The organism is Streptomyces silaceus, from assembly GCF_001419745.1.
Taxonomy (GTDB): Bacteria; Actinomycetota; Actinomycetes; order Streptomycetales; family Streptomycetaceae; genus Streptomyces; species Streptomyces silaceus.
This window is the reverse complement of record NZ_LIRJ01000084.1, coordinates 1-13480: the sequence shown is the minus strand read 5'-3', so window position 1 is coordinate 13480 and position 13480 is coordinate 1. Positions and strand designations below refer to the sequence as shown.

The window sequence follows — 13480 nt, the reverse complement described above, 5'->3', positions numbered from 1 at the left end:
GTGTTGATGAACAGGCCGATCGCCGATTCGGCGCCGGGCAGGTCCGTGGGGCGGCTCGCGACGGTCGCGCCGAACACCACGTCGGTGCGCCCGGCGAGCCGCGCGAGGAGCAGCGCCCACGCGCCCTGCACCACGGTGTTGACGGTGAGGCCGTGGCTCCGGGCCAGTTCGGCGACCCCGCGCGACACGTCCTCGGAGAACGCGAAGCGGATCCGGTCGGGCACCATCGGCACCCGTACCGTCTCGGCGGGCACCACCAGCGTCGGCCCGTCGAGACCGGCGAGTTCGGCCCGCCAGGCGTCCCGCGCCTCCTGCCGGTCCTGCCGGTCCAGCCATGCCAGGTAGTCCCGGTAGGACGTCACCGACGGCAGGTCACGCGGGTCGCCGCCGGTGGCGTGCGCCCGGTAGGCCGCCTGGAGGTCGCCGATCAGGACCGGCAGGGACCAGCCGTCCATCGTGAGGTGGTGGCTGGTGATGACCAGGCGGTGCCGGTGCTCGCCGAAGCGGACCAGGAGCAGCCGCAGCAGCGGCGCGCGGGTGACGTCGATGCGTTCCGCACGTTCGTCGTCGGCGAGCCGCGCCGCCTCGGCGAGCGCCTCGGCCTCCGTACGGTCCGACACATCGGCCTCGCGCCAGGGGAGTTCGACGTCACCGGCGATGACCTGCACGGCCTCGCCCGACGCGAGCCGGTGGAAGCCCGCCCGCAGGATCGCGTGCCGGCGCAGCACCGTCGCCCACGCGGCGCGCAGCACGCCCGCGTCCAGCGGCCCCTCGAGGGCCAGGGCCCGCTGGCCCTCGTAGACGTCCGGCGCGGCGTCGTCGTAGGTGGCGTGGAAGAGCATGCCTTCCTGCAAGGGCGACAGCGGCCATACGTCGGTCAGGTCCGGCACCGCCGCCTCCAGCTCCTCGACGGCGTCCTGGGTCAGGCCGTCCAGGAGCGGGAAGTCGGAGGGGCTGTGCCCGCCCGCGCCGGGGTGTGCGGTGTGCGCGGCGAGCCCGGTGAGCATCGCCGTCCAGGTGCGGCCGAGCCGCTCGGCGTCGGCGTCGTCCAGCAGGCCGCCGGGCCAACTCAGGGTGATCGTCAGCTCGGGGCCGTCGGGGGTGTCCCGCACCGCGGCGCCCGCTTCCAGGGCGTGGGGCGCGGGCATGTCGGGGTCGACCGAGCCGCCGATCGCGGACTCGCCCGCGGGTTGCCAGGGGGTGACGGCGTCGGACGGGGTGGCGCTGCCGCCCCCGGGGAAGCGGCCGAGGTAGTTGAAGCCGATCTGCGGGGCCGGGGCCGCCTCAAGGGCCGGTCCCGTTTCCGGGTTGAGGTACCGCAGGAGCCCGTAACCGAGCCCGTCACCGGGCACCGAGCGCGCCTGCTCCTTGACGGCCTTGAGCAACTGCCCGGCCGCCGGACCACCCGCCTCGACCTGCGTGAGATCCACACCGGCCGCACTCAGCCGCACCGGGCGCGCACTGGTGAACCAGCCGACCGTACGCGAGAGGTCGACGCCTTGCAGCGGCTCACGCCCGTGGCCCTCGATGTCGACCAGGAGGTCCGAGGCACCGCCCGGCCGCCACTGCGTGACCGCGCCCGCCAGGGTCGCGAGGAGCACGTCGTCGACTCCGCAGTGGTACGCGGTCGGCGTGCGCCCCACCAGCGTGGCCGCCTGCTCGGGCGGCACCACCCATGACGTACGCCGCTGGGTTCGCGCGGTGTCCCGAGCCGGGTCCAACGCCCGTGTGCCCAGCGGGGATTGCTCCTCCCCCAGCAGGGTCAGCCACGCGTCGAGCTCGGCGGTCCGCTCCTCGCTGGTGGCCTGCGCCTCCAGCAGCCGGGCCCAGCGCCGGAAGGAGGTCCCGACCGGCGCCGGCTCCGCCGCGCGCCCCTCGGCCGCCGCCTCGCACGCGGCCCGCAGGTCCGGCACCAGTACGCGCCAGGACACCCCGTCCACCGCCAAGTGATGGGCCACCAGGACGAGTCGGCCGACGTGGTCCGGACCGGCGTCCACCCACACGGCCCGCACCATCACCCCGGCGGCCGGGTCCAGCCGCCCGACGGCCTCGCGCGCCGCCCGTTCCGCGACCTCGTCCAGCTCCGCGGCCGTCGCCTCCACGCGGGTGACCAGCGCCGAAGCGTCCACGGTTCCGGGCTCGCCGACGACCAGCTTCGCCTCGCCGGGCACCGTGCGGGCCCGCAGCATGTCGTGCGCGTCGAGCAGGGCCCCCAGGCCCCCGGTCAGCGCGTCCACCCCGAGCGCGGGCGGGGCGCCGAGCACCGTCCACTGCGCGAATCCGGCACCCGTGCCGCGGTCGCCGAACGCCCGCATCACCGGCGTCCAGGGCAGCTCCCCCACCCCGACGTCGTCCGGCGCGGCCTCCTGCCCGACCGCCGCAGCGACCAGCGCGAGGCGCTCGGGGGTCTTCTCCTCGAAGACCTGCCGGGGCGTGAGGACCAGGCCCTCCTGGCGCGCCCGTGAGGCGAGCTGCATGGAGCTGATCGAGTCGCCGCCCAGCTCGAAGAAACCGTCCTCGGCCCCGACCCGCTCCAGGCCCAGCACATCGGCGAACAGCCCGCACAGGATCCGCTCGGCGTCGCTGCGGGGCTCTCGCCCGGTCACCCGCGCGGCGAAGTCCGGCGCGGGCAGGGCGGCCCGGTCGAGCTTGCCGTTGACCGTCAACGGCAGCGCGTCCAGGGTGAGCACGGCCGCCGGGACCATGTACTCGGGCAGCCGGCCGGCGACGTACGCACGCAATTCCTCGGCATCCACGGCGAGTTCGTCCGCCGCGACCACGTACGCGACCAGACGGTTGTCGCCCGGACCGTCCCGGCGCGCGAGCACGACGGCCTGGCCGACCGACTCGTGCCCGACGAGGGCCGCCTCGATCTCGCCCAGCTCCACACGGAAGCCACGGACCTTGACCTGCTCGTCCGCCCGCCCCACGAACAACAGCTCGCCGTCCGCGGTCCACCGGGCGAGGTCCCCGGTCCGGTACATCCGGCCGGTGTCACCCGGCCCGCCGAACGGGTTGGCGACGAAGCGATGGGACGTCAGGTCGGGCCGGTGGAGGTAGCCGCGCGCCAGGCCCGGCCCCGCGACGTACAGTTCGCCGACGGTTCCGGGGGCGACCGGGCGCAGGAAGTCGTCCAGGACATAGGTCCGCGTGTTGACCAGCGGGCGGCCGACCGGCACGGGGCCTTCTCCCACCGCCCGCAGCGGCTCGCTCATCGCGGCGCAGACGGTCACCTCCGTCGGGCCGTACGCGTTGACGATCCTGCGGTCCGACCAGCGGTCGGCCAGCCACGGCGGGCACTCCTCGCCCGCCACGATCAGCGTCTCCACGGTGTCGGGCAGCGCGTCCACCGTCGCGAGGACCGACGGCGGGACGGTCATGTGTGTCACGTCGAACTCGGCCGCCGCATCGGCGAGTCCGGCGTGCGGGGGCAGGCGGTCCGCCGTGGCCACCACGAGGGCCGCGCCCGACAGCAGCGCCATGCACATCTCGGAGACGGCGGCGTCGAAGCTCCAGGACGCCAGCTGCAGGACGCGGGAGTCCGGACGCACGGCGAAGCGCTCGATCTGTCCGGCCGCCAGGTTGCCGAGGCCGGCGTGGGTGACCACGACCCCCTTCGGCGTGCCCGTCGACCCGGAGGTGTAGATCACGTACGCCGGGTCGGCCGGGCGGCTCCTGGTGCCGTCGGCGCGGCGCGCACGGCCGGTGAGCGCCGTGACCGCCTCGGGGGCGTCGTGCACCCAGCGGGGCGCCCCCGCCGGAAGGACGGGTTCGGTCGCGGTCGTGCAGACCACGAGCGCGGGTGCGGCGTCGGCGAGCACGCGCGCGACGCGCTCCGCGGGATACGCCGGGTCCAGCGGCACGAAGGCCGCGCCCGCCTTGGCCACGCCCAGCAGGACGGCGACCACGTCGGCCGAGCGTTCCATCACCACGCCGACCAGGTCGCCGCGGCCCACGCCACGCGTGGCCAGCCCGCGTGCCACGCGGTCGGCGGCCGTGCCCAGCTCCGCGTACGACCACCGCAGGTCCGCCGCGATCACGGCCACGGCGTCCGGGGTGCGGCGCGCCTGCGCGTCGAAGAGGTCGCCCAGGGTGCCGGAGGGAACGGGCCGGTCGGTGGCGTTCCACCGCTCGACCACCGTGGCGCGCTCGCCCGTCTCCAGTACGTCGATGTCGCCGACCCGCACCGACGGGTCGGCCGCGAGCCGGTCGAGGACGCGGGCGAGCTGCCTGCCCACCTGGAGGGCGCGCCGCCCGTCGAGGACGTCGGGCCGGTAGGTCAGGCGGATGCCGAGACGGTCGTCGGGGACGACGCCGATGGCCAGCGGGTAGTGGGTGCCCAGCCGGCTGCCCACTTGGGCGAGGGCGACTCCGCCGCCGCTCTCGGCGGGCCCCTGGGCGGAGTCCCCGCCCGGGCCTTCGTGGGGATCCGGGCCGGGGCCGGGTCCGGGAAGCAGCGGGGTGCTGCGCGGGTAGTTCTCGAACATCAGCATGGTGTCGAACGTCGCGCCCGCGCCGCCCGCCGCCTGGATCTCCGCCAGACCGGTGTGCTGATGCGGCATCAGCGCGGTCTGGCGCTCCTGCAGCCCCGTGAGCATCGTGAGCACGGGCTCCCGGGCGTCGAGCCGCACCCGCACCGGGAGGGTGTTGATGAACAGGCCGATCATCGACTCCACGCCGGGCAGCTCCGGCGGCCGGCCGGCCACGGTGGTGCCGAACACCACGTCGGTGCGCCGGGCGAGGCGCGCGAGGACCAGCGCCCACGCGCCCTGGACCACCGTGTTGACCGTCAAGCCGTGGGCGCGGGCGAGCCGGGTGACGGCGCTCGTCGTCTCCTCGGTCAGGCGCAGCGAGCGCTCCTCGGGCAGGACGAGCGCGCCGCCGAGGTCCGCTGGGGCGACGAGGGTCGGTTCGTCGGCGCCGGCCAGCTCGGTGCGCCAGGCGTCGAGCGCGGCTTGCTTGTCCTGCCGGTGCAGCCAGGTCAGGTAGTCGCCGTAGGACGCCGGGGACGGCCGGGACGGAGAAGTGTCGCCGTTCGCCGGGCTCGTCCTGTCCGTCGCGTACGCCTCGGACACCTCGTTCAGCAGGAGCGGTGTCGACCAGCCGTCCGCCACGATGTGGTGGCTGGTGACCACCAGGTGGTGCCGGTCCTCGCGCAGGCGTATCAGGAGCAGCCGCAGGAGCGGGGCCGCCGACAGATCGAGGCGCTCGGCCGCCTCGCACGCGGCGAGCCGCTCGGCCTCGGCGAGCGCGTCGGGCTCGGCTCGGTCCGACACGTCCACCTCACGCCACGGCAGTTCGGCTTTCCTTGCCACGACCTGCACGGCCTCGCCCGACGCGAGCCGGTGGAAGCTCGCCCTGAGGGCGTCGTGGCGCGCGGGCAGTTCCTGCCATGCGGCCCGCAGCCGTTCCGCGTCGAGCGGGCCGTCCACGGCGAGCACACGCTGGCTCTGATAGGCGTCGGCCCCTTCGTTGTCGTAGGTGGCGTGGAAGAGCATGCCTTCCTGCAAGGGCGACAGCGGCCATACGTCGCCCAGGTCCGGCACCGCCGCCTCCAGCCGCTCGACATCGCCCTGCGTCAGCGCGTCGAGGAGCGGGAAGTCGCAGGGGCTGTGCCCGCCCGCGCCGGGGGCCGCGGTGTGCGCGGCCAGTCCGGCGAGCATGCGTGCCCAGGCGCCGCCGAGCCGTTCGGCGTCCGCGTCGTCCAGGAGGCCGCCGGGCCAGCTCAGCCTGATCTCCAGCTCGGGGCCGTCGGGGGTGTCCCGGACGGTGACGTTCGCTTCCAGGGTGTGCGGCAGGGGCATGTCGGGGTCGACCGAGCCGCCGAGGGCGGTCGCGTCGGCCGTCTGCCAGGGGGTGACGTCGTCGGACGGGGTGGCGCTGCCGCCCCCGGGGAAGCGGCCGAGGTAGTTGAAGCCGATCTGCGGGGCCGGGGCCGCCTCAAGGGCCGGTCCCGATTCCGGGTTGAGGTACCGCAGGAGCCCGTAACCGAGCCCGTCACCGGGCACCGAGCGCGCCTGCTCCTTGACGGCCTTGAGCAACTGCCCGGCCGCCGGACCACCCGCCTCGACCTGCGCCAGGTCCACACCGGCCGCACTCAGCCGCACCGGGCGCGCACTGGTGAACCAGCCGACCGTACGCGAGAGGTCCACATCGCCCAGCGGCTCACGGCCGTGGCCCTCGACGTCGACCAACACCCCCGGGCCGGCGTCCGGCCGCCACCGCGTGACCGCGCCCGCCAGGGTCGCGAGGAGCACGTCGTCGACTCCGCAGTGGTACGCGGCCGGGGCACGGCCCACCAGCGTGGCCGCCTGCTCCGAGGGCACCACCCAGGTGCGTTGGCGCAGGGTCCGCGCGGTGTCCCGGTCACGGTCCAACGCCCGCTGCCCCAAGGGGTTCTGGTGCTCCCCGAGGAGTGCCAGCCAGCGCGGGAGCTCGGCGACCCGCTGCTCACCGGCGGCCTGCGCCACCAGCAGCTCCGCCCAGCGGCGGAACGACGTCCCGACCGGGTCGAGCCGGGGCCCGCGCCCCTCGACCGCCGCCTCGCACGCGGCCCGCAGATCCGGGACGAGCACCCGCCAGGACACCCCGTCCACCACCAAGTGGTGCGCCACGACGACCAGTCGGCCGACCTCGCCGGGCCCGGCGTCGACCCACACGACCTGGACCATCACCCCGGAAGCCGGGTCGAGACGCTCCACGGCCTCGCGCGCCGCCCGCTCCACCGCCGCGTCGACCGCCCCGGCCGCCGCCTCGACACGGGCGACCAGCGCCGCCGCGTCCACCGACCCCGGCTCACCGACGACCAGCTCCGGCTCGCCGGGCACCGTGCGCGCCCGGAGCATGCCGTGCGTGTCGAGCACCGCGCCGACACCCTCCGTCAGCACGTCGAGGCCGAGGCCCGCCGGGGCGCCGACGACCGTCCACTGCGCGAACCCGGGCCGGGCCGCCCGCTCCCCCAGCGCCCGCATCACCGGCGTCCAGGGCACCGTGCCCGCACCCGCGTCATGGTCCGTGGCCGCCTTCCGCGCGGTCTCCGCGACCAGCGCGAGGCGCTCGGGGGTCTTCTCCTCGAAGACCTGCCGGGGTGTCACCACGAGGCCCGATCGCCGGGCCCGCGAGGCCAGTTGCATCGAGCTGATCGAGTCGCCGCCCAGCTCGAAGAAGCCGTCCTCCACCCCGACCCGCTCCAGGCCCAGCACCTCGGCGAACACGTCGCACAGGAGCCGCTCGGCGTCGCTGCGCGGCTCGCGCCCGGTCACCCGCGCGGCGAAGTCCGGCGCGGGCAGGGCGGCCCGGTCGAGCTTGCCGTTGACCGTCAACGGCAGCGCGTCCAGGGTGAGCACGGCCGCCGGGACCATGTACTCGGGCAGCCGGTCGGCGACGTACGCACGTAACTCAGCTGTCTCCAGCGCCGGTTCTCCCGTCGCGACCACGTACGCGACCAGCTGTTTGTCGCCCGGACCGTCCTGGCGTGCCAGGACGACGGCCTGATGGACCGACTCGTGCCCGGCGAGCACCGTCTCGATCTCACCCAGCTCCACACGGAAGCCACGGACCTTGACCTGCTCGTCCGCCCGCCCCACGAACAGCAGCTCGCCGTCCGCGGTCCACCGGGCGAGGTCCCCGGTCCGGTACATCCGGCCGCCCTCGCCGAACGGGCACGGCACGAACCGTTCCGCCGTCAGGCCCGGCCGGTGCAGGTAGCCCTGCGCGAGGCCCGCGCCCGCGGCGTACAGCTCTCCCACCGCACCGGGCGGCACGGGACGCAGGAACGCGTCCAGGACGTACACCTGCCGGTTGTCCAGGGGGCGCCCGATCGGCAGCACCGGAGCGGCGCTCACACCCACCGGGAGCACATGCCATGTGGCGCACAGGGTGACCTCGGTCGGCCCGTACAGGTGCCGGACGCCGACCTCGGGGCACACCTCCCGTACCCGTGCGACCGCCCCGGCCGGCACCACGTCGCCGCCGGTCAGGACCTCGTGCAGGCCGGCGAAGCACTCCGGGGACTCCTCCGCGAGCACCCGGAACAGCCCCGCCGTCACATGGATCGCCGTCACACCCGCGGCGACCGCCTCCCGTAGGCCACGCGCGTCCACCGCGCCCGGTCCGGCCACCACGACCCGGCCGCCCGCCGCCAACGGCACCCACACCTCATAGAGCGAGATGTCGAAGGCGTGCGGCGCGTGCATCAGCACCGCGTCGCCGGGGCCGACGCCCCATCCCGGGGCGCCCACGAGGGCCGCGACGCTCCCGTGCGGCACGGTCACACCCTTCGGGACGCCGGTCGACCCGGACGTGTACATCACGTAGGCCGCGTCGTCCGCGCCCACCTCGACCCCGTCCACCGGGCATCGCGCGATGGCCGCGGCGACCTCGGGGTCATCCAGGACCACGGGCCGGGCCGCCGCGCCCTCGGGCAGCAGCGCATACGTGTCGCGCGTGCAGACCACGGCGACGGGTTCCGAGTCCGCCAGCAGGAACGCCACACGTTCCGCCGGGTACTCGGGGTCCACGGGAACGTAGGCCGCGCCCGCCCGCCACACCCCGAGCAGGGTCACGAGCAGGTCGGCCGACCGCTCCATCACCACGGCGACGCGATCGCCCCGGCCCACGCCCACGCCCGTCAAGTACGCGGCGACACGCCCCGACGCCGCCGCCAACTCCCGGTACGAGAGCGCGCGTTCGCCACCGGTGACCGCCACCGCGTCGGGGCGGCCCTGCACCTGCGCCGCGAACAGCTCCGGCACCGAGGCACCCGGCACGGGCGCCGCCGTCGCGTTCCACTCCGACACCACCGACGCGCGCTCGGTCCCGCCCGTCACGTCGATGCGGCCCACCGGCGCCGACGGGTCCTCGACGATCTGTTCCAGCACCCGCACCAGCCGCTCGACGACCGCCTCCGCGGCGGCGTGGTCGAACAGGTCGGGCCGGTGGTCGAGCTTGACGGCCATGCGGTCGCCCTCGGGGGCCACGACCAGCGTGAGCGGATAGTGGGCCGCCTCCCGCTCGCCGTGGGCGCGCATCGTGAACGCGTCCGGGGCGGGCTCCTCCTGAGGCGGGCGCGGATAGTTCTCGTAGACCACGATCGTGTCGAAGACGGCGCCGGGTCCGGCAAGGCGCTGGATCTCGGAGAGGCCGAGGTGCTGGTGGGCCATGAGCGCGGCCTGACGGTCCTGGAGGGCCGCGAGCGTCCGTGCGACGGGCTGCGCCCCGTCGAGCGGCACGCGGACCGGGACCGTGTTGATGAAGAGGCCGACCATCGACTCCACGCCGGGCAGCTCGCCGGGCCGGCCCGCGACGGTCGCGCCGAAGACGACGTCCGTGCGGCCCGCCATGCGCGCGAGCAGCAGCGCCCACGCGCCCTGCACCACCGTGTTCACCGTCAGGCCCTGGGCGCGCGCCAACCGGCCCATGCGGTGGGTCAGTTCCTCGGAGAGGCGGATGACGAGGCTCTCGGGCGCGACCGGTGTCCTTGCGGGGTCCGCCGGTGCCACGAGGGTCGGTTCGTCGGCCCCGGCGAGCTCCGCCCGCCAGGCCGCCCGTGCCGCCTCCTTGTCCTGGCGGCTCAGCCAGGCGAGGTATTCGCGGTACGACGTCGTCCTGGGGAGCCCGCGCGCGGAGCCGCCCGCCGCGTAGACGGCGGGCAGTTCGTTGAAGAGCACCGCCATGGACCAGCCGTCCATCACGACGTGGTGGCTGGTGAGGACCAGGCGGTGGCGCTCCTCGCCGAGCCGGATCAGCAGCAGCCGCAGCAGGGGCGCGACCGCCGGGTCGAACCGGCGCGCCCGCTCCCGCGCGGCCAGCCGCTCGGCCTCGGCGCGTGCGTCGGCCTCCGCGAGCCCCGACACGTCCGCCAGGCGCCAGGGCAGCTCGGCCTCGCGTGCGATGACCTGCACCGCCTCGCCGGACTTGCGCCCGCGGAAGCTCGCCCGCAGCGCGCCGTGCCGGGCCAGCAGCGCCTCCCACGACGACCGCAGCCGGGCCGTGTCGAGCGGTCCGGCCAGCTCCAGCGTCCGCTGCCCCTGGTAGACGTCCGGGCCCTGGTCGTCGAAGGCGGCGTGGAAGAGCAGACCCTCCTGCAACGGCGACAGCGGCCAGACGTCCTCGACACGGGATCGGGTCATCGTTCGGTCTCCTCAAAGCGGCGGTGTGCCTGGGCGGAACGTGTCATCGGGGTCGTCGGGCAGGCCGGGTCGATCGAGGTGGCCATCAGTCGAGCCGGTCGAACTCGTCGACCTCGTCCTGTGCGAGGTCGAGGAGCGGGAAGTCGGAGGGCGTGTGTCCGCCCGAGGCGGGAGCGGTGGTGTGGTCGGCGAGGCCGCGGAGCATCTCCGTCCAGGCCTGCCCGAGCCGTTCCGCCTCCGCGTCCGGCACCAGTGGGGCGGGCCAGTGCACGGTGAGCGTCAGTTCGGGCCCGTCCGGGGTGTCCCGGACCATCGCGCCGACGTCCAGCAGGTGCCGCAGCGGGGCGTCCGGGTCGGACGACCCGCCGATGGCGTTGCCGCCGGCCATCTGCCAGGGGCCGCCCGTCCGGTCCTCCGACGCGTCGGCGGCGAAGCGCCCCATGTACGTGAAGCCGATCCGCGCGGACGGCCGGGCGCTCAGGGCCGGGGCGGTGGCGGGGTTGAGGTGGCGCAGCAGTGCGTAGCCGAGGCCGTCGCCCGGCACCGCGCGCACCTGCTCCTTGGTCGCCTTCAGGAGTTCCCCGGCGGCCGGGCCGCCCGCCGCGATCTCTGCGGGGTCCAGGCCGGCCGTGCTCAGCCGTACGGGGTGGGCGCTGGTGAACCAGCCGACCGTGCGCGAGAGGTCCACGCCGTCCAGCGGCTCGCGGCCGTGCCCCTCGATGTCGACCAGGATCCCGGACGAGGCGTCCGGCCGCCAGGACGTGACGGCGCCCGCCAGGGCGGCCAGCAGGACGTCGTCCATGCCGCAGTGGAACGCGAGGGTGGTCCGCGTCAGCAGCGTCCCGGCCTGTTCCGCCGGTACGGACCACGAGCGGCGGCGCAGGGTCCGCGCGGTGTCGATCGCCGCGTCCAACTCCCGGACGGCGAGCGGAGCTTGGGAAGCCCCCAGCTGGGCGAGCCACCCGTCCAGCTCGGCGGTCCGCCGCTCGCCCACGGCCTGGGCGGCCAGCAGCTCCGCCCAGCGACGGAACGACGTCCCCACCGGTTCCAGCTCCGCCGCACGCCCGTCGGCCACTGCCTCGCAGGCCGCCCGCAGATCCGGCACCAGTACGCGCCAGGACACCCCGTCCACCACCAAGTGGTGCGCCACGAAGACCAGTTGACCAGTGCGGCCGGGGCCCGCGTCGACCCACACCATCTGGACCATCACTCCGGCGGCCGGGTCGAGGCGTGCCGCGGCCTCGCGTGCGACGGCCTCCACGGCGTCGGCCCCGTGGGCCGCGGGCTCCGTCGCGTCCACCCGACGCACCAGGCTCGCGGCGTCCACGGATCCACGCTCGCCGACGACCAGCTTCATCTCGCCGGGCACGGTCCGCGACCGCAGCATGTCGTGCGTGTCGAGCACCGTGCCGAGTCCGGCCGTCAGGGCGTCGAGGCCCAGGTCGGCGGGGGCGCCGACGATCACCCACTGGGCGAACCCGGGCCGCGCCGCCCACTCGCCCCGCTCCCGCATCACCGGTGTCCAGGGCACCGCGCCGACGCCGACGTCGACCGGCGCCGTCTCGGCCCCGTCCGCCACGACGACCTGCGCGAGGCGCTCCGGTGTCTTCTCCTCGAAGACCTGCCGGGGTGTCACCACGAGCCCGGCACGCCGGGCGCGCGAGACCAGCTGCATGGAGCTGATCGAGTCGCCGCCCAGCTCGAAGAAGCCGTCCTCCACCCCGACCCTTTCCAGGCCGAGCACCTCGGCGAACACCTCGCACAGGAGCCGCTCGACAACGCTGTCCGGCTCCCGGCCCGAGACGCGTCCGGCGAAGTCGGGGGCGGGCAGCGCGGACCGGTCCACCTTGCTGTTGACGGTCAACGGCAGCGTGTCCAGGGCCAGGACGGCCGCCGGGACCATGTACTCGGGCAGCCGCCCGGCGACGTACGCGCGCAACTCGTCCGTGTTCACGGTCAGTTCGCCGGACGCGACCACGTAGGCGACCAGGCGCTTGTCGCCCGGACCGTCCTGGCGCGCCAGGACGACGGCCTGGCCGACGGAGTCGTGTCCGGCGAGCACCGCCTCGACCTCGCCCAGCTCCACGCGGAAGCCGCGGACCTTGACCTGCTCGTCGGCGCGCCCGACGAAGAGGATCTCACCGTCGGGCGTCCAGCGGGTCAGGTCCCCGGTGCGGTACATGCGGCCGCCGTCGTCGAACGGGCAGGCCACGAACCGTTCCGCCGTCAGCTCCGCCCGCCCCAGGTAGCCGCGCGCGAGCCCGGCGCCGGCGACGTACAGCTCGCCCGTCACCCCGGGCGGCACCGGTCGCAGGAAGGAGTCCAGGACGTACATCCGCCGGTTGTCCAGCGGGTGACCGATGGGCAGCACCGGGCCGGCCGTCGTGCCCACCGGCAGCAGGTACCAGGTCGCGGCGAGCGTGGTCTCGGTCGGCCCGTACATGTGCCGCACCGCGACGTCGGGGCACGCCTCCCGCACCCGCGCCACAGCCCCGACGGGCACCACGTCGCCCCCGGTGGACACCTCGCGCAGGCCGGTGAAGCACTCCGGGGACTCCTCCGCGAGCACCCGGAACATCCCCGCCGTGACATGCGCCGCCGTCACACCCTCGGCGATCGCCTCCCGCATCCGCCGCGCGTCGACCGCGCCGGGCCCGGCGACCACCACGCGGCCTCCCGCCACGAGCGGCACCCACCCCTCGAAGAGCGTGACGTCGAAGGCGTGGGGCGCGTGCATCAGGACGGCGTCGCCGGGGCCGATGGACCACCCGGAGTCGCCCACGAGGGCGGCCACGCTTCCGTGCGGCACCGCCGCCCCCTTCGGGAGGCCCGTCGACCCGGACGTGTACATCACGTACGCCAGGTCGTCCGCGCCCACCGGGGCCTCGGCCCGCGGCACGTCCTGCCCGGCGACCGCCGCCGTCACGTCCGGCTCGTCCAGGACGACGAGCCGGGCCGCCGTGTCCTCCGGCACCGCCTCGCGCGTCGCCCGGGTGCAGACCACGGCCACCGGGTCGGAGTCGCCCAGCAGGAGCGCCACGCGCTCCGCCGGATGGTCCGGGTCCACGGGTACGTAGGCGGCACCCGCCCGCCACACCCCGAGCAGGGCCACCAGGAGATCGGCGGAGCGCTCCATCACGACCCCGACGAGGTCGCCCCGGTGGACCCCCAGGCCGGTCAGGTACGCGGCGAAGCGACCCGAGACGTCGTCCAACTCTCCGTACGACAGCGTGCGTTCACCGTCGACGACGGCCGTCGCGTCGGGTGCGCGCCGCACCTGGGCGGCGAACAGGTCCGGCACCGAGGCGCCGGGTACCGGCGCCGTCGTCGCGTTCCACTCCGACACCACC

Annotated in this window: 2 protein-coding genes; both read right to left on the bottom strand. The window is 75.3% G+C overall.

Features of this window, described 5'->3' with window-relative positions:
• Positions 1 to 10130, bottom strand: a 10130-nt coding sequence (locus AOK22_RS10085; RefSeq protein ID WP_055698245.1) for a non-ribosomal peptide synthetase, incomplete at its 3' end; no start/stop codon positions are given.
• A gap of 85 nt (positions 10131 to 10215) precedes the next feature.
• Positions 10216 to 13480 (bottom strand): non-ribosomal peptide synthetase (locus AOK22_RS10080; RefSeq protein WP_157872208.1); only part of this gene is annotated, 3265 nt, incomplete at its 5' end.